The sequence below is a fragment of the Pseudomonas sp. BF-R-26 genome, from assembly GCF_019947395.1.
Lineage (GTDB): Bacteria > Pseudomonadota > Gammaproteobacteria > Pseudomonadales > Pseudomonadaceae > Aquipseudomonas > Aquipseudomonas farris.
The window spans coordinates 134,553-150,770 of record NZ_JAGYGK010000018.1 but is presented as its reverse complement, the minus strand read 5'-3'; the positions used below and the strand labels follow the sequence as shown (position 1 = coordinate 150,770).

Annotated in this window: 16 protein-coding genes; 5 read left to right on the top strand and 11 right to left on the bottom strand. The window is 60.6% G+C overall.

Translation table 11 applies throughout. From position 1 onward, the window contains the following. Nucleotides 1–1,678: GMC family oxidoreductase (locus KGB18_RS25055; RefSeq protein WP_223570675.1), on the bottom strand; the 1,678-nt coding region annotated here is incomplete at its 3' end. A gap of 133 nt (nt 1,679–1,811) precedes the next feature. On the opposite strand from KGB18_RS25055, the gene KGB18_RS25050 reads away from it, so the two are divergent. The 3 genes from KGB18_RS25050 (at nt 1,812) to KGB18_RS25040 (ending at nt 3,754) form a co-directional block, all read left to right on the top strand. Further along, nucleotides 1,812–2,708, top strand: a complete 897-nt coding sequence (locus KGB18_RS25050; RefSeq protein ID WP_123719157.1) for a LysR family transcriptional regulator — start codon at nt 1,812–1,814, stop codon at nt 2,706–2,708. A 101-nt stretch (nt 2,709–2,809) separates the two neighbouring features. Further along, on the top strand, nt 2,810–3,025 hold the full coding sequence (locus KGB18_RS25045) for a DUF4287 domain-containing protein (protein WP_223570674.1): 216 nt from the start codon (nt 2,810–2,812) through the stop codon (nt 3,023–3,025). 372 nt (nt 3,026–3,397) lie between these two features. Beyond that, nucleotides 3,398–3,754, top strand: coding sequence for a DUF6124 family protein (locus KGB18_RS25040; RefSeq protein ID WP_095055018.1), 357 nt, complete (start codon nt 3,398–3,400; stop codon nt 3,752–3,754). A gap of 73 nt (nt 3,755–3,827) precedes the next feature. On the opposite strand, the gene KGB18_RS25035 is transcribed toward KGB18_RS25040, so the two are convergent. Genes KGB18_RS25035 through KGB18_RS25005 form a run of 7 tightly spaced genes read right to left on the bottom strand, consistent with a single transcriptional unit; the run spans nt 3,828 to nt 10,173 of the window. Next, nucleotides 3,828–5,246 (bottom strand): ATP-binding protein, encoded by a 1,419-nt coding sequence (locus KGB18_RS25035; RefSeq protein WP_123719158.1) that lies wholly within the window; start codon nt 5,244–5,246, stop codon nt 3,828–3,830. Then, nucleotides 5,243–5,905 (bottom strand): response regulator, encoded by a 663-nt coding sequence (locus KGB18_RS25030; protein ID WP_052963507.1) that lies wholly within the window; start codon nt 5,903–5,905, stop codon nt 5,243–5,245. The genes KGB18_RS25035 and KGB18_RS25030 overlap by 4 nt, the downstream gene beginning before the upstream one ends. An 11-nt stretch (nt 5,906–5,916) precedes the next feature. Then, nucleotides 5,917–6,561: a tetratricopeptide repeat protein gene (locus KGB18_RS25025; RefSeq protein ID WP_223570673.1), complete on the bottom strand. Its 645-nt coding sequence runs from the start codon at nt 6,559–6,561 to the stop codon at nt 5,917–5,919. Next, nucleotides 6,558–7,367, bottom strand: coding sequence for an SDR family oxidoreductase (locus KGB18_RS25020; RefSeq protein WP_223570672.1), 810 nt, complete (start codon nt 7,365–7,367; stop codon nt 6,558–6,560). Before KGB18_RS25020 ends, KGB18_RS25025 begins: the two co-directional genes overlap by 4 nt. Then, nucleotides 7,354–8,028, bottom strand: coding sequence for a TenA family transcriptional regulator (locus KGB18_RS25015; protein ID WP_123719161.1), 675 nt, complete (start codon nt 8,026–8,028; stop codon nt 7,354–7,356). The genes KGB18_RS25020 and KGB18_RS25015 overlap by 14 nt, the downstream gene beginning before the upstream one ends. Further along, nucleotides 8,025–9,506 carry an AMP-binding protein gene (locus tag KGB18_RS25010; RefSeq protein ID WP_223570671.1) on the bottom strand — a complete coding sequence of 494 codons (1,482 nt, stop codon included), beginning with the start codon at nt 9,504–9,506 and terminating at the stop codon, nt 8,025–8,027. The genes KGB18_RS25015 and KGB18_RS25010 overlap by 4 nt, the downstream gene beginning before the upstream one ends. After that, nucleotides 9,496–10,173: a thermostable hemolysin gene (locus KGB18_RS25005; protein WP_223570670.1), complete on the bottom strand. Its 678-nt coding sequence runs from the start codon at nt 10,171–10,173 to the stop codon at nt 9,496–9,498. Before KGB18_RS25005 ends, KGB18_RS25010 begins: the two co-directional genes overlap by 11 nt. Before the next feature lie 186 nt (nt 10,174–10,359). On the opposite strand from KGB18_RS25005, the gene KGB18_RS25000 reads away from it, so the two are divergent. Beyond that, nucleotides 10,360–10,932 (top strand): cytochrome b, encoded by a 573-nt coding sequence (locus KGB18_RS25000; protein WP_223570669.1) that lies wholly within the window; start codon nt 10,360–10,362, stop codon nt 10,930–10,932. Here the strand turns inward: KGB18_RS25000 and KGB18_RS24995 are convergent. The 3 genes from KGB18_RS24995 to KGB18_RS24985 all read right to left on the bottom strand — a co-directional run bounded on the left by KGB18_RS24995 (nt 10,913) and on the right by KGB18_RS24985 (nt 14,924). Continuing rightward, nucleotides 10,913–12,019 (bottom strand): DNA alkylation repair protein, encoded by a 1,107-nt coding sequence (locus tag KGB18_RS24995; RefSeq protein ID WP_223570668.1) that lies wholly within the window; start codon nt 12,017–12,019, stop codon nt 10,913–10,915. The two genes, KGB18_RS25000 and KGB18_RS24995, sit on opposite strands and share 20 nt — an antisense overlap. Nucleotides 12,020–12,107: 88 nt before the next feature. Beyond that, the gene (locus KGB18_RS24990) at nt 12,108–13,916 is read right to left on the bottom strand and encodes a monovalent cation:proton antiporter-2 (CPA2) family protein (protein WP_123719166.1); all 1,809 of its coding nucleotides are present in this window, start codon (nt 13,914–13,916) and stop codon (nt 12,108–12,110) included. Nucleotides 13,917–14,033: 117 nt separating this feature from the next. Beyond that, nucleotides 14,034–14,924 (bottom strand): LysR family transcriptional regulator, encoded by an 891-nt coding sequence (locus KGB18_RS24985; RefSeq protein ID WP_007895093.1) that lies wholly within the window; start codon nt 14,922–14,924, stop codon nt 14,034–14,036. A gap of 168 nt (nt 14,925–15,092) precedes the next feature. Between KGB18_RS24985 and KGB18_RS24980 the strand changes: the two genes are divergently transcribed. Further along, a complete protein-coding gene (locus KGB18_RS24980; protein ID WP_223570667.1) occupies nt 15,093–16,175 on the top strand; it encodes a 4-oxalomesaconate tautomerase in 1,083 nt (360 codons plus the stop codon). Nucleotides 16,176–16,218 lie beyond the last annotated feature (43 nt).

Below are 16,218 nucleotides of genomic sequence, written 5' to 3'. Positions count from 1 at the left end.
GTGTGACATTCAACATCACTGTTGACTGAACCACCGCCATCGCGGGCAAGCCCGCTCCCACAGGGTTGGTGTTTACAACAGAGTTGAGGATCAATTGCGCAGCTTTCTCGGCAATCATCAACGTCGGCGAACAGGTGTTGCCCGAGGTGATGCGCGGCATGATCGAGGCGTCGGCGATGCGCAGGCCGGGAACACCGTGGACGCGTAGCTCGGCGTCGACCACAGCGTCCGCATCGTTGCCCATCCGGCAGGTGCCCACCGGGTGGAAAATCGTCGTGCCAATCCGGGCGGCGGCTTCGTGCAATTGCTCTTCGCTCTGCAAGCTGTCGCCGGGCAGGTACTCGACCGGTTTGAACGCTTGCAAGGCGGGTGCGGAGACGATGCGACGAGTCAGGCGGATAGCGTCGGCTGCCACTCGCAAGTCTTCGGGATGGCTCAGGTAGTTGGGCTGAATCAGCGGCGCTTCCCGCGGGTCGGCGGAGCGAATGTCTATCCGGCCACGGCTTTGCGGGCGCAGATCGCAGACCGATGCAGTGAAGGCCGGGAAGGCGTGCAGCGGCTCGCCGAAACGCTCCAGCGACAACGGTTGCACGTGGTATTCGAGGTTCGCCGAGGTCTGCTCCGGTCCCGAGCGGGCGAAGGCACCAAGTTGGCTTGGGGCCATGGACAGCGGGCCGCTGCGGTCATACAGATAACGCAGGCCCATGCCCATCTTGCCCCACAGCGTGCCGGCAATCTGGTTCAGGGTGCGGGCGTTTTCCAGTTTGTAGATCAGCCGCAGTTGCAGATGATCCTGCAGGTTGCCGCCCACGCCGGGCAGTTCATGGACAACGCCGATGCCCAGTTTTTGCAGCAGTGGGCGAGGGCCGATACCGGAACGTTGCAGGATGCCCGGTGAACCGACGGATCCGGCACACAAAATGATTTCCTTGCGCGCCTTGAAGGTTTTCGCCTGGCCTTGCCAGCGTGCGCTGACCGCTGAGGCGCGGCCGTTTTCCAGCAGCACGCGGTCCACTTCGACGTCAGTCAGCACCGTGAGATTGGCGCGTTGGCGGATTGGTTTGAGAAACGCCTTGGCCGCGTTCCAGCGGATCCCGGCTTTCTGGTTGACCTGGAAATAGCCGCAGCCTTCGTTGTCGCCCTGATTGAAGTCATCGATGCTGGCGATGCCGCTTTGCTCGGCCGCCGTGCGGAAGGCATCGAGGATCGGCCACGACAGCCGCTGACGCTCGATCCGCCATTCGCCGGCAGCGCCGTGGAATTCCGAGTCGCCGGCAAAATGGTTTTCGCTTTGTTTGAACAGGGGCAGTACGTCTTGCCAGCTCCAGCCGGCATTGCCTTCGGCCGCCCAACCGTCGTAATCACCGGCCTGGCCGCGCATGTAGATCATGCCGTTGATTGAGGAACAGCCGCCGAGCACCTTGCCGCGTGGGTAGCTCAGGGCGCGGCCTTGCAGGCCCGGTTGCGTTTCGGTCTTGAAGCACCAGTCGGTGCGCGGGTTGCCGATGCAGAACAGGTAACCGACGGGAATGTGAATCCACGGGTAGTTATCGCGGCCGCCGGCCTCGAGCAGCAACACGCGATGCTGCGGGTTGGCTGACAATCGATTGGCCAGCAAACAACCGGCCGGCCCGGCGCCGACCACGATGTAGTCGTATTCATCAAGGGAAGTCTGCATCCCTGACCTCGTATTGTTGTTCTTGTTGTCGGTCATCCTAGTTGTTAGCTTTCGTTAAAAGAATGTTAGTTTTTACGCAGCTGCTGTGCGTTTTTAAACAGCGTCGTTAACGGCATAACGTCAAGGATGGTTCATGTTCGACTGGAATGACCTGCGGTTTTTTCTCGAATTGCAGCGCAGCGGCCGCTTGCTCACCGCCGCTCGCCGTTTGAACACCACTCACGCCACCGTGGCCCGGCACATCGAAGCCATCGAAAAAAGCCTCGGCACCGCGCTGTTCGTCCAGCATGCCCAAGGCTACGAATTGACCCCGGCCGGCGAAGCGCTGCTCAAACACGCCGAAGCCATGGAAAACGTCGCGCTGCTGGCTCAGGAAGAAATCACCCAGTCATCCGCGCCGCTGGGCAAGATCCGCGTCGGGGTGACGGAAGGGCTGGGCATCATGTTCCTCGCCAGCCGCATGAACGGGCTGTTCGAACGCTATCCAGGACTGGAAGTGGAACTGGTGGCGGTGCCGCGCTTCGTCAGCATCCTCAACCGTGAAGCCGAGATCAGCATCCACCTCGAACGCCCGGCCGCCGACATGCTGGTCACCCGCAAACTCACCGATTACCGACTGGCGCTCTACGCCAGCCAGGCCTATCTGGACCGCGCGCCACCACTGCGCAGCCGCGAAGACCTCGGTCGGCATGCATGGATCGGCTACGTCGACGACTTGCTGTTCAGCCAGGAACTGATGTTCCTCAACAGCTTCTGCCGCAACCCTCAGGTGGTCTTCCACAGCACCAGCGTCATCGCCCAGCAACAGGCCGCGCGCTCGGGGTTGGGGATCGCCGTGTTGCCGTGCTACATGGCCAGCGCCGATCCCCAACTGGTGCCGTTGTTGCCGGATGAAAGCATCCAGCGCAGTTATTGGATCAGTACGCGGCGCGAGCTACATAAGTCCGTGCGGCTGCGGGTGTTGTGGGATTACGTGGTGGAGTTGTGTGAGCGTGAGCAGGATCTGCTGCGAGGCTCCATTCCCCTGTAGGAGCGAGGGGTTATTGCCGGGAAAGCGTTTGGCGTCCAATCTATGGCATGACGACAAGGAGCGTTATCCGACACTCCGTCGCGATAAAGGGAGCTTGCAACATGACCGACGATACAAAAGTGAAAGGCCCAGCGTCGTACTTCCCGTCAATCGAGAAAAAATATGGCCAGCCAATCAACCACTGGCTGGATCTGCTGGAAACAGTAAGCGGCAAGAAGCATATGGAAATGGTGGCTTGGCTGAAGGCTGAACACGGTATGGGGCACGGGCATGCCAATGCTTTGGTTGCCTACTATTTGGCGAGTTCACCAACCTAACCTATAGCCCATTTAAACAAGAAAAACCGCGATCGTTTAAATGAAGCTTGCCGTTACCATCCAGAGGCTACAACGCCTTGCGCCACCCCCTACACGTAAGACAGAATCCGCCGGCTTGTGCGTCTAGGAGCCGCTCGGTAACTTGATTCCTGTCACTGCTCATCAGTGATCGGGTTTAGTAGCCCGTGGCTAAATCTAAGACGTACGACGCTTCTATCAGTCGGGCTTTGCGCCTGCATTTTGATGGTAGCTGTACGTAGGGCGTCCTTGGGCGCGCCGGCTTCTTAGATTCCCCGGTCTACTAACCTGCGTACAGCTGCCACCCCTTCTTTAGTAGAGAAGTGGTGGGAGCCCACATCAGGAATCTAAGACATGTTCAAAGTTACGCCAAATCCGCCGGACACCGATCCGATATCCCCGTACGAACCCGATTCGAAAAAACTCAACGAGGCCGCCAAACGCGCCCTCGACTTCCACTTCCCGTCGAATGCCGACATCAAAGCCACCGCGCGTAAACCCAGCAAGCTGTTTGCCGTAGACCCAGAGGCGACTACCGAAACCCTGGCGGTTTTTTTGGTCGAGACGCTGGCCTCGGTCGATGTGATGGTCCATCAGTTGGTGGATCATCTAGAGGGTGAATCGCGTCACGCCCTACTGGGTATTTCAAATAGCATCATGGTGGCGGAGATCACTGCGAACCGGGTGCTGGATCACATTAATACGCCTTAGATGTGTGAGCTCCATTCTCTTGTAGGAGCGAGCGGTGCGGCGATCCTACAAGGGAGTGTGTTTTGGCGCACATTCAGCCATTGGGCGGCAGCTCGCGGGTGGTCCGCTGCACAGAGCTGTGGTTCTGGCCATCGGGAATCGACAGGGTTGCCCGCAGCCCGCCTTCGGGTGGGTTGACCAGCGTAATCCGCCCACCCAGCCGCGTCGCAATGGTGCTGACGATGGTCAACCCCAACCCCGCGCCTCCGGTGTTTCCGCGGCTGTAAAAACGTTCGAACAACCGCGCGCGATCTGCTTCGTCGATGCCCGGTCCCTGGTCCTGGACGCTCAAGTTGTAGAACCCTTCCTCCTGGCTCAATTGCACGGTGATGACGCCATGTTCCGGTGAAAAATTCGCGGCGTTGGTGACCAGATTGTTCAGGGCGATGTCGATGGCAGCGGCGTCGGCGAGGACTTCAAAGGGCTGGTCATCGACGTCGAAGGCCAGTTCGAGGTTCCTGCTTAGTAACCAGGGCGTGAGCTGGGCCAGGCTGGCGCGCACGGTTTCGCTCAGGTCGATGCTGTGCAGCACCGGCTCTACAGCCTTGGGTTCGAGACGGGCCATGGTCAGCAGCTGATTGACCAGGCGACTGGTGCGGTCGACCCCGGCAATCAGAAACGCCAGGGACTCACGACGCTCCTGTTCCGTGCCGGCTTCCTGCAGGTTTTGCGCATGCACCCGCAGCACGGCCAGCGGCGTGCGTAATTCGTGGGCGGCGTCGGCGATGAACCGCCGCTCGCGGCCAAGTACTTCTTGAATTTGCGCGAGCATGCGGTTGAGCGCTGCTTGCATCGGTTCCAGTTCGCTGGGCAACGGGGTCAGTTGCAACGGCTCCAGAGAACCGCTGTGCCGTGCCCGCAACGTTTCCGCCATATTGGCCAGGGGTTTGAGCCCCCAGCCAATGGCCAGCCAGACCATGGCCGCCAATATCAGGCTGCCCAGCACATTGGGCCACAGGGTATGACGCACGATCCGGTCTACCAGGTCCGCACGTACGTCGTCCCGTTCACCGACCCAGATGCGCAGGTCATTCTGTTTGTCTTCGAGCATGAACACCCGCCAATGGCGGTTGTGCAGATCCACCACATCGCTGAAACCGGATTTTGTCGGCGGCGCCGTGAAGGAGGGCGCACTGGCGGTGTGTACCAGCACTTCGCCCTTGCGATTCCACACCTGAAAGGCAATTTTGCTTTCATAGGGATGACCATCGACTCTCGGCACCGCTTCACTCAAGGCCTTGTTGAACGCTTGATACAGTTCGGCGTGTTCATTGCTGGCCAGCGGCATGCGCATCACACCCTGCAGCAGCCGGGCGTTCTGGGCCAGTTGGGCGTCGTAGACTTCGGCAATTTCGTGATTGCTGTCGTGCAGGTTGAGTACGCTGATGATCGCCAGGCCAGTCAGCATCAGGCCGATGATCAGCGTCAGGGTGCGACGCCGGATCGAAGTCATCGACGCTCCTCCACCAGGTACCCGACACCGCGAATAGTGCGGATCAGGTCGGTGGAGAACTTCTTGCGCAGGTGATGGATATGCACTTCCAGGGTGTTGCTTTCGGCTTCTTCGTTCCAGCCGTAAAGCAGTTGCATCAGGTGATCGCGGGTCATGACCCGGCCCGGAGGCGAAAGCAATTCGTGGAGCAGTTGATACTCCTTGGGCGTCAGCGCCACTGGCTCGCCTTGATAGCTGACTTGCTGGGTGCCCGGGTTCAGGCTGATGCCTGCGTGCTCGATCAACACTTGGGCGCGACCGGCGCTGCGTCGCAACAAAGCCCGCAGGCGAGCCTTGAGTTCGGCCAGGTCGAAGGGCTTGATCAGGTAGTCGTCGGCCCCGGCATCCAGCCCGGCGATGCGGTCTTCGGTGGCATCCCGGGCGGTGAGGATCAGTACCGGCAGGTTGGAGCCGCTTTCACGCAGGCGACGCAGCACTTGCAGACCGTCCATGCGCGGCAGGCCGAGATCGAGCACGGCCAGGTCAAACGTCTCGCTGAGCAGTGAATGCAAGGCACTGCTGCCGTCTTGCAGCCAGTCGACGGTGTAACCCTCACGGCCCAGGGCCTGATGAATGCCCTCGCCGAGGGCCACGTCATCCTCGATCAGTAATAAACGCACGCGGACTCCTGTCAGTTGAGTTTCTTGTTCACGTCCACCAGTAACGCTTCGATCTCTTTGCGGCGCCCGGCATCGGCGCTTTCCCGACCAGGACGCGGTGCCGCTTGCAAGGCTTTTTGCAGTGCTTGCTTGGCTTCACCATAGCGCTTTTGACGGTAAAGGTGATCGCCCCAAAAATAAAGACTGTCGATGCCGGCCGGGTTCAGCTGCAAAGCCTGCTTTAACAGTTGTTCGGCCTTGTCGGCATCGCCGAAACCGAGGGGCCAGCCGGGCACGCGATCATACAACGCCGCAAGGCTGGTATAGGCCGAGCCTTGGAGGGCCTTGGGATCAATGGTGAGGGCTTTTTCCAGGTCGACTTTGGCTGCCTTGGCCTTGCTCAGGGCGCCGAGGCCACCCTGGGCTCCCGCCCAACTGCTGGTGACAATGCCGGACCAGATCCACGCTTCGGCCAGGGATTGGCGTTCCTGGGTGAACGCCGAGGCCTGGGTCGCGAGTTTTTCGAAGGCCGCGGTGCGCTGTTCGGCGGGCAATTCGTATTGGATGTGCGCCCAGCTTTGCTGAATGCCATTGAGGCGCTGCTGATCGGCAGCGTCCAGCGCCCAGACGCTTTGGCTCAACACCCCGAACAGCAGGCAAGTGACGATTTTTTTCATGGTTTGAGGCTCTCGTTATCGGGCTTCTGACTCAGGCGACGGATCAGCGGCAATTGCTTGCGCAAGCCACGGTCCACCAGATGCGGCAACAGACTGTTCAGGCGGACGAAAAAGCGTTCCGGCCAGCCCAGGTACAAATCGCGCCGGTCACCGGCAATCGCGTGGATGACCGCCGTGGCAACGGTTTGCGGATCGTCGACATTGGCTTTGAGCGCATCGTTCAGCGCCTGGGCCGCCGGACTGTTCATGCTGGTGTGGGTCGCCCGAGGAGCAACGTAAAGCACGCTGACCCGGGTGTCGGCCAGCTCCCGGCGCAGGGCTTCGGAGAAACCGCGCAGGGCAAACTTGGTCGCGCAATAGCTGGCGTAACCGGGGTAGCCGATGGAGCCGTAGGTCGAGCCGACGTTCACCACCATGGCGCTCTCAGCCTGCTTGAGCAGCGGCAGCAAAAGCTTGGTCAGGCAGATCGGCGCGCTGATATTCACCGCCAGCATCGCATTGATCTCGCTGTCGTCGAGCTGTTCGAGCATGGCGAAGTGGTTGACCCCGGCGGCGTTGACCAACAGGTTGATGCCGCCGATGGCTTCGGCCGCAGCCAGCACTTTGTGGCGGTCGCCGGGGACGGTCAGGTCAGCGCCGATCCAGCACAGGTGCAGCGGGTAGCGTTCGAGCAAGGGCTCCAGCGCCTCCCGGTGCCGGGCCACGGCCAACACCCGCGCGCCACTGGCACACAGCGTGCTGGCAATGGCCTGACCGATGCCGCCACTGGCTCCGGTCAACACCACACGGGCTTCATGCAGCTGCATGCAGGTTCTCCCCATCGCGGGGCAGGCCGCGGAACATGTCGGTATAGAGCTTGTAAACGACCTTCGAGGCATGAATCACCGCGGCTTGATCCGCCGGGTCTTCGAGTGTGTTCATCAGCCGGCGGTAGGTCTGCATGTGTTCGATATCCAGCGAGCCGTGGGAACTCAGGTAGCTGAAGGCGGTTTCCGGCAGCGCCAGGCGTTCGCGGATGCTGCCGGCCGCGTGGGTGGCCAGGGCAATGCTGGTGCCTTCCAGCACGTTGACCATGCCGAACAGGCCGACCGGGTTGTCTCGGGCAATCAGGTCGTAGAGGAAGCTGACCATCAACTCGATCGGCAGCGATGGACGGCCGTCACGCACCGCCTCTCTGTCACCGCCACAGGCCGCGATGTCGTCGAGTACCCACTGTTCGTGGCCGTACTCCTCGTCGATGTACTCGCACACCGCTTTGCGTAGCCATTCCAGCCGCTGCGGTAGACGGGCGCCGCAGGCCATCATCAACGGCACGGTATGGCGCACGTGGTAGTAGGCCTGGGCGAGGAAGGCGCGGTAGCTCTCCAGGCTGACCTTGCCCTCAAGGGCATCGCGGATGATCGGCAGGTTGAACAACTCGTGGCGTTCCTGCTGGGTGGCGTCTTGCAAGGTGTCGAAAAAACTCATGATGCGGATTCCTCGGAAAAAACGGATTCAGTGAGCTGCGCCCGGTAACGCTCGACGATGGCGTCGCGGCGCGGTCGGCCATTGGCCGTCAGCAAGCCATTGGCGGCGGTGAACGGTTGATCGAGACGGGTCCAGTGATGAACCTGGGCGTAATCGGGCAAGGCCTCGTTGGCCTGGGCCACGGCGGCAGCGAGCTCTTCATTGGTGCAGTCCGGCCGATGGGGCCAGAGCAGGGCGTGGTTGGTTGGCATCGCTTCGCCATAGACAAACGCCTGAGCGATGTGACGACGCTGAGTGAGTTCGGCCTCGACCCATTCCGGATTGACGTTGCGGCCGAAACTGGTGACGAACTGATGCTTCTTGCGCCCGTTGAGGTAGAGAAAACCTTCCGGGTCGAACTCGCCGAGATCGCCGGTCGGCCACCATTCATCGCTGAAGGGGGCTTGCCCCAGATAGCCGAGCAGGGTCGAGCCCTTGACCAGCACTTCACCATCATCGGCCAGGCGAATCTCGACATGGGGCAGGGGCCGGCCGACGCTACCCGGGCGGCGCGCGCCCGGGCGATTGAGGCACACCACCGACGAGCATTCCGACAACCCGTAACCCTCGTAAACCGGAATGCCGATGCGCTGGGCGCGATGCAGTAATTCTTCGCTAACCCGTGCTCCACCGACCGCGGCAAAACGCAACGATTGGGGGTTGAACGCTTTTTGCTCGGCGGCGCTGACCAGCATCAGCAGCAACTGCGGCACCAGGATCAGACTTTCCGGTTTCCGCGTGGCCAGACAACCCAACAGCCGCGGCACATCGACACCGCTGGCACCTTGAATGCCCAGGGTTTTCTGGCTCGGTACGCTCAAGGTCGCGCCGGCATACAGCGCGGCATAACAGCCGAGGTTTTCCAGCAGAATCGCCAGGGGCAGCAGCGCCAGGTGATGCCGTGGATCGGTGGGTTTGCTTGCCTGATCCAGTTCACGGGCCACCCGCAAAAGGCTTTCGGCGCTCAGGCACACACCTTTGGGCGTACCGGTGGTGCCTGAGGTGAAGGTCAGTTTGGCGGTGCCTTCGGGTATCCGGTTCGGACCGCTGAAGGCGCGACGCCAGAATTCGCCGGTCTTCTCGTAGCCGGCCGCCTGCAGTTCGGCTTCCAGTTCCGGTTCGGCAATCACCAGTTCGGCCTGGCTCTGTTCCAGACAATGACTGCGTTGTGCCGGGCTGAAGAAAGGCGGCAACGTCAGGCAGGTCAGGCCCTCGAACAGTACGGCCAGGTCCCAGAGCATCGCCTCGGTGCCGTTGTCCAGGGCCAGCGCGACCACTTTGACGTGCTCATCGCGCAGACGCTGTTGGCGGTACGTGACCTCGGCGTACAGCGTGGCGTAGTCCAGTTTCAACTGATCGCCCCACAAGGCGGTGGCGTTGGTCTTGCGTTCAGCGTGATTGCGCAGGGTCTGCTTGAACCGCTCCATTTCAGGCGACATGGGTGGACTCCTCAAGGGACGTCGGCAACCCCAGGCGATTGAACAGGCCGATGTTGCGCAAATGGATGAAACCGGCGCGGATGTTGCCGACATGCACCCATGGCTGACTCTCGTAATAACTGCCCCAGAGGTGACGGTCGTCGCCCAGCCGCGCAGGGTCGGCGGCGCAGAGCGTGACCGGCTTCAAGCCCAAGCGATGAAAACTGTTCACCAGCCCGATGTTGCCGGTGAACGCCACCCATTCCAGCCCGCCCATGGCCAACAGGTAGGTGATGGCGATGATGCTCAAGCGCGCGCTGCCGGTATCGCTGGCGGCGAGGTTCCCGACCTCGACGATACCTACCCGGTCTACGGGTTGGCCGGCAGCGTCGCTGATCAGCGGATCAATCGCCTCGTCCAGGTAACGCTCCAGAAACAGCGGTTCGGCGCTGGCCAGTCGTACGCCGGCCACCGCAGACAGCGCGCCTGACGCATCGCTCATGCCGAACAGCTGCGGCATGAATTGGCGAATGTCGGCGCCGTGGGCCTTTCGAAAACGCTGCTGGATAAAGGCTTCGAAGACCGGACGCTGGGGATCGTCCGGCAAGGCTCTGGCCAGACTCATCTGCGGGGTTTCGGCTTGGCCGAAGTGCAGGGGCAGAGGGATGTTCCAGTCGAAATCGGGCATGGGCAAGAACGCCTCCCTGGGTAAGTTTGGGAGGAGTATCAAAGGCAATTCTTAACGGAGTCTGAAGGTGACCTTCAGATTGTCTTAAGACGGGACGGGCAGGGTGGCGCCGGTCGGTTCGACGAAACCGGATCCCGGCTGTACGAAATGAGTCGGCAGCCGCCACTGATCTTCACGAGGCCCTGTATGACCCGAGATTCAGCAGTACACCGGTATGGAAAACTCTCGATCACCTTGCACTGGCTGATGCTCGCGCTGTTCGTCGGCGTTTATGGTTGCATCGAGATCAAAGGATTGCTGCCCCGTGGACATGCCTTGAAGGGCCTGTTTCTGGGGCTGCACGGCGTATTCGGGTTGAGCATTTTTGCGCTGGTCTGGATTCGCTTGCTCGGGCGCCTCACACCCCGGCCACCGATTACCCCGGCCCCACCCACCTGGCAGACGAGCGTCTCGCACCTAATGCACCTGGCGTTGTATGGGCTGATGATCGCGACGCCACTATTGGCCTGGTTGATGCTCGCCGCCGGGGGCAAGCCGATGCCGTATTTCGGCTTTTTCTTGCCGGCGCCGGTTGCGGTTGATCCCGATCTGGCCAAGCAACTCAAGTATTGGCATGAATTGCTCGGCAGCACCGGCTACTGGTTGATTGGTTTGCACGCAGCGGCGGGGTTGTTCCATCACTACTGGGTCCGCGACAACACGCTCACCCGCATGCTGCCGGGCGGCTCTGGTGTGGGTGTCAATGAGCGTCAGCGATAATTCGGAATTGGGTGCTGGCCAAGCGTTCGCCATTTACCAGAATGTGCACCGCGTGCTGGCCGGCATAGTGCCTGCGGGTGGTCAGTTCCTTGATGTGCTGACTGCGGCTGATGGCTTCGCTGGCATTGTCGGACAGCGTGAGGGCTTTAAGTTTGAACACCTTTGCCGAGGTGCTGCCGTTGGCTTTGACATAATCGATAGCGTAATCGATCACCAATCGCTGACTGTCCGGGACCGTGGACTTCACTCTGAAAGACAGGGTGATTTTCTCACCCAGGCGAATCACCGCCGGTTCGACCTTCACGTCAATGATCTCAACTTCGGGCTTGCCACCCGCGCCAATGATTGCCAGCGCCCGCTTGTTACCTTGTTTGATCAAGCTGCGCAGAGCGTGTCTGGCGATCCACGCCGTATGCTTGTTGTCCAGCGACCAACCCTCGATCAGCGCCAGCACCCACTCGGGATGATCCTTGGTGATGTCGTTGAGGTGGTTGGCCACGGATTTGCGTACGTACAGGCTGTCGTCGGCCTTGAGGTTGTCTAGGATCGCGGCCGCCAGTGTCGGGTCGGCCTGGACCGGCTCCAGGCGGAACGACCATGGCAGGCGCGGTCGGCTGCCTTCACTGGCCAGGCGCCGGACGTGTTCGTTTTCATCCAGCGACCAATCGTGCATCAGCGTCAACGAGCGTTCGATATCGCTGCGCAGAAAGTGCCGAATCGCGAATTCCGATGAGCCGAAGGCAGTGAAATATTTGAGCGCATTCATCGACAGATCGAACGTGTGAGCGCCGTAGGTCGCGACGTAGTGCGGCAAAAACATACTGACGAAGGCGCTGTTGAGGCGCGGGGCGAGTGCGCGCAGGACGTCGAGGGATTCTTCATAACCGAGTGGCAATACCGCGTGCAGGCATTCGCTGACGCGGGCCATGCGTTGCATGACTGACAATTCCGCCAGACCGGTTTTGGCCAGTTTCAGGAAGGCCTTGGCATCGAACCCGGGGTAGACCGCCGTCATTTCGGTGGCGATGTGTGCGAGGCGTTCGGCGTTGAAGATTTCCTTCAGGGCGGGGGAGGTTTGGTCAGCCATTGTGGGTTCCTTGGTCGTTGTTATTTATCCAATACACCGTGTCATCGTTCATCGCGAGCAGGCTCGCGAAGAGGCCATCAGATTCACCTCAAACCTTACCCGCTTCCTCTTCCAACTGATCCGACTCAAACAGTTTTGCCAATTCCGCCCGCGCTTCCTGCGCGGTCTGCATCACCTTGGCCGCATCGTCATACACCGCATGCTGTGCCTCCAGCACCTGTTCATCGTGATGGGTAAAACGCTTTATCCGCGCATCCGCCTGGGCCTGCGTCAGACCCAGTCCGACCAACGTCCTCCGGGTCATTTCCAGGCTGGAGTAATAGGTTTCCCGCACCGCCTGAGCCCCGACATCCACTAATCGGTGCACATGCTGACGGTTACGGGCGCGGGCGATGATTTTGATGTGCGGATAGAGCTTGTGCACAACCTCGGCCGTCTTGATGTTGGTGTCCGGATCATCGGTGGCGATCACGAAAAACTCCGCTTGCTCGACCTTGGCCGCGCTGAGGATTTCCGGGCGCATCGGGTCGCCGTAGAACACCGGCACGCCGCCGAAACTGCGGGACAGTTCGATGGTTTCCACCGACGTGTCGAGGGCGACGAACTTGATGTTCTGCGCCCGCAGAATCCGCGCCACGATCTGCCCCATACGGCCCATGCCGGCGATCACCACGCGTGGCGTATCGGTATCGATTTCGCGGAATTTTTCCGGCACCACCACCGGTTGAACCTTGGGTGTGACCAGTCGTGCGCAGGCCAGCAACAACAGCGGCGTCAGCGCCATCGACAGGGTGATGGTCAGCACCAGCAAGTCGTACAGGCGCGGCTCGAACAAGCCCTGATCCCGGCCGATCTTGAACACCACAAAGGCAAACTCACCACCGGCCGCCAGCACGATGCCCAAGCGAATCGCATTGACCTTGCCCAGGCCCCCGGCCAGTCGGCCGACCACAAACAGCAACGGCAGCTTGATCGCGATCAGCAACACAGTCAGCCCCAGCACCACAATCGGTGCACTGAGCAGCAAACTCAGATTGGCGCCCATGCCGACACTAATGAAAAACAGGCCCAGCAGCAGGCCCTTGAACGGCTCGATCTGCGCCTCCAGTTCGTGGCGATATTCGGAATCCGCCAGCAGCAAACCGGCGAGGAACGCGCCAAGTGCCATGGACACACCGACCAGGTCCATCAGCCACGCCGTACCAATCACCACCAGCAACGCAGTGGCGGTTGACACCTCCGGCAAGCCGGTCTTGGCCACCACGCGAAAAACCGGTCGCAGCAAATACCGCCCGCCAATCACCACCACCGCGATACTGCCCAGCACCCGCAAACCATGGTTCAAATCTTCGGCGGCACTGCTGGTATGATCGCCGCCGGCCAGCAGCGGCACCATCGCGATCAGCGGGATCGCGGCGATGTCCTGGAACAGCAAAATCGCGAACGCCAACCGCCCATGAGGGCTGGTCAGTTCCTTGCGCTCGGCCAGGCTTTGCAAACCAAATGCAGTAGACGACAACGCCAGGCCCAGGCCCAACACGATGGCACTGTTCAGGGATTGCCCGAACACGAACAACGCCAGCACACCAATCACCGAACCGGTCAGCAACACCTGCGCCAGGCCCACGCCAAACACCGATTTACGCATCACCCACAAACGTCGCGGCGACAGCTCAAGGCCGATGATGAACAGCAACAACACCACCCCGAGTTCGGAGATGTGGCTGACGCTTTGCGGATTACCGATCAAGCCAAGCACCGACGGCCCGATGATCACCCCGGCAAACAGATAACCCAACACCGCCCCAAGTTGCAGGCGCTTGGCCAAGGGGACGGTGAGCACCGCCGCGAATAAAAAGACGACAGCGGCTTGCAACAGGTTGCCTTCGTGGGGCATGACGAAACTCCTGGGTGGGGCAGGCGAGAGCGGCGCTCGCCCGATTTTCAGCGGGGCGTCAGGATAAAGGCTGGCGTCCGTTCAGTCAGCAACGAGGTGGCTGAACGAGCTCAGGGCTCAGTGGGGCCATTGTTCAAGCAGGATTGAAACGAACTTCTCTGCCGCCGGCGATAACGATGCGCCTCGACGATACACCAGGCCGAGTGTCCGGTTCACGACGGGGTCAGTCAGCGGAATGCTCACCAGTGTCGGGTGATCCGCCGCCGGCATTGCGAGGCTCGGCATGGCGGAAACCCCAAGCCCGGCTTCGACCATGCCCAGCGAGGTGGACAAATGCTGCACTTCATAAAACCACTGCGGACGCCAGCTCAGGCCCGACAGGGCGTGGTCCAGCAACATGCGGTTGCCGCTCAGGCGTCCGACGCCGATCAACCGGTAATCGCTCAGTTCTGACCAGGTCACGGACGTCCGCTGGGCCAGTTCATGGTCACGACGGCAGGCCAGGACGAAGGGTTCGTTGACCAGTGAAACGAATTCGATGTCCGGGTGCTGGCCGCTCATCATGTTGATGCCGAAGTCGGCTTCCCCCCGCAACACTGCTTCGAGCCCTTCATTGGCGCTGAGGTCGAGCAAGCGGATGCGGATTTTCGGATAGCGCTCGTTATAAAGACGAATCACCGACGGCAGGAAGTAAAACGCAGCGGTTGGAATGCAGGCCAGGGTCACCTGACCGATTTGCCGTTCGGCCAATTCACGGATGTTCAGGATCGAATCGTCGAAGTCATCCAGTAATCGACGAGCCTTGGGCAGGAAGTCGCGGCCGACGCTGGTCAGGCTAACCTTGCGCGTGGTGCGATCGAGCAACGTAGTCCCTAAACCCTCCTCAAGTTTTTTTATCCGCCGGCTCAAGGCTGGTTGCGACAGATGCAGTGCATCGGCAGCTTCGTGAAAACTCCCCAGTTCGGCGATTTTCACGAAAGATCGGATGTCCTGAAGCTCATATTCCATGTTTTATCTCGTTGGGGAGGGGCGTTGGACCACGTTCTGAACGTTAAAACTTTCTTTTGTGAAACGCAATAATTGCTCCGATCTTTGCATTGGAAACACAATTACTTCCCTGTCACTCTTGTTTGCAAGACATCAATTACCCCGATTGATTAACAAGAGTTAGTGGCCATGCAACGAATTCCTTGTGTGCTGATGCGCGGTGGTACCTCAAAGGGACCGGTATTTCTCGCCTGGGATCTGCCGGTTTCGGTTGAAGAGCGCGATGAGTTGTTGCTCTCGGTGATGGGCTCCGGCCACGAACTGGAGATCGACGGCATCGGCGGCGGCAGCCCGCAGACCAGCAAGGTCGCCATCGTCAGCCCTTCGTTACATCCCGATGCCGATGTTGATTACCTGTTCGTTCAGGTCATGGTGTCCCAGCGTCGGGTGGATACCGCCCCGAACTGCGGCAACATGCTCTGCGCGGTCGGGCCGTTTGCCATCGAGCAGGGCCTGGTCAAGGCGGTCGGTGAGCTAACCCGCGTGCGGATTCGCAATCTCAATACTGGCACCTTCGTCACCTCTGACGTGCAGACGCCAGATGGCAAGGTCAGCTATGAAGGCGACACGGCTATCGATGGCGTGCCTGGCAGCGCGGCACCGGTTCAACTGACATTCCTCGACGCCGCAGGCAGCAAGACCGGCAAGCTGTTTCCAACCGGCAGCACCCAGGACTGGTTCGACGACATTCCGGTGACCTGCATCGACATGGCCATGCCGATGCTGATCATCGAGGCGCGTCACTTGGGCAAACGCGGCGATGAAACTCCGGCCGAGCTGGACGCCGACAAAGACTTTATGCTCCGTCTCGAAGCTCTGCGGTTGCGGGCCGGCATGGCCATGGGGCTGGGCGACGTCAGCGACAAGGTCATCCCCAAGCCTGTGCTGGTTGCACCGGCCAAGGCCGGTGGCACGTTGCAGGTTCGTTACTTCATGCCGCACAACTGCCACCGTGCGCTGGCCATTACCGGTTCCATCGGTCTGGCCACCGCGTGTGTCACTGAAGGCAGCGTTGTGGCACACATGCTCGGTCATACCGACGGGCCGCGTCTGCAACAGGTGCGGATCGAGCACCCGAGCGGCGGCATCGATGTCGTATTGTCCTACACCGGTGATAACGGTGAGACTATCCGGGCCTCCGTTGTTCGTACCGCCCGAAGGCTGTTTTCCGGCTTTGTGTATGCCCCGGTTTCCCACCGGCTCGCCGGGTAGTCTTCCCGCGCAGTCACTGTCGTTTTGCATCAGAACAATTCTA

Excerpts from the sequence above, each read along its gene's own strand:
- KGB18_RS25050 (WP_123719157.1), top strand. The coding sequence starts at position 1,812 with ATGTTCGACTGGAATGACCTGCGGTTTTTTCTCGAATTGCAGCGCAGC.
- KGB18_RS25045 (WP_223570674.1), top strand. The coding sequence starts at position 2,810 with ATGACCGACGATACAAAAGTGAAAGGCCCAGCGTCGTACTTCCCGTCA.
- KGB18_RS25040 (WP_095055018.1), top strand. The coding sequence starts at position 3,398 with ATGTTCAAAGTTACGCCAAATCCGCCGGACACCGATCCGATATCCCCG.
- KGB18_RS25035 (WP_123719158.1), bottom strand. The coding sequence starts at position 5,246 with ATGACTTCGATCCGGCGTCGCACCCTGACGCTGATCATCGGCCTGATG.
- KGB18_RS25025 (WP_223570673.1), bottom strand. The coding sequence starts at position 6,561 with ATGAAAAAAATCGTCACTTGCCTGCTGTTCGGGGTGTTGAGCCAAAGC.
- KGB18_RS25020 (WP_223570672.1), bottom strand. The coding sequence starts at position 7,367 with ATGCAGCTGCATGAAGCCCGTGTGGTGTTGACCGGAGCCAGTGGCGGC.
- KGB18_RS25015 (WP_123719161.1), bottom strand. The coding sequence starts at position 8,028 with ATGAGTTTTTTCGACACCTTGCAAGACGCCACCCAGCAGGAACGCCAC.
- KGB18_RS25010 (WP_223570671.1), bottom strand. The coding sequence starts at position 9,506 with ATGTCGCCTGAAATGGAGCGGTTCAAGCAGACCCTGCGCAATCACGCT.
- KGB18_RS25005 (WP_223570670.1), bottom strand. The coding sequence starts at position 10,173 with ATGCCCGATTTCGACTGGAACATCCCTCTGCCCCTGCACTTCGGCCAA.
- KGB18_RS25000 (WP_223570669.1), top strand. The coding sequence starts at position 10,360 with ATGACCCGAGATTCAGCAGTACACCGGTATGGAAAACTCTCGATCACC.
- KGB18_RS24995 (WP_223570668.1), bottom strand. The coding sequence starts at position 12,019 with ATGGCTGACCAAACCTCCCCCGCCCTGAAGGAAATCTTCAACGCCGAA.
- KGB18_RS24990 (WP_123719166.1), bottom strand. The coding sequence starts at position 13,916 with ATGCCCCACGAAGGCAACCTGTTGCAAGCCGCTGTCGTCTTTTTATTC.
- KGB18_RS24985 (WP_007895093.1), bottom strand. The coding sequence starts at position 14,924 with ATGGAATATGAGCTTCAGGACATCCGATCTTTCGTGAAAATCGCCGAA.
- KGB18_RS24980 (WP_223570667.1), top strand. The coding sequence starts at position 15,093 with ATGCAACGAATTCCTTGTGTGCTGATGCGCGGTGGTACCTCAAAGGGA.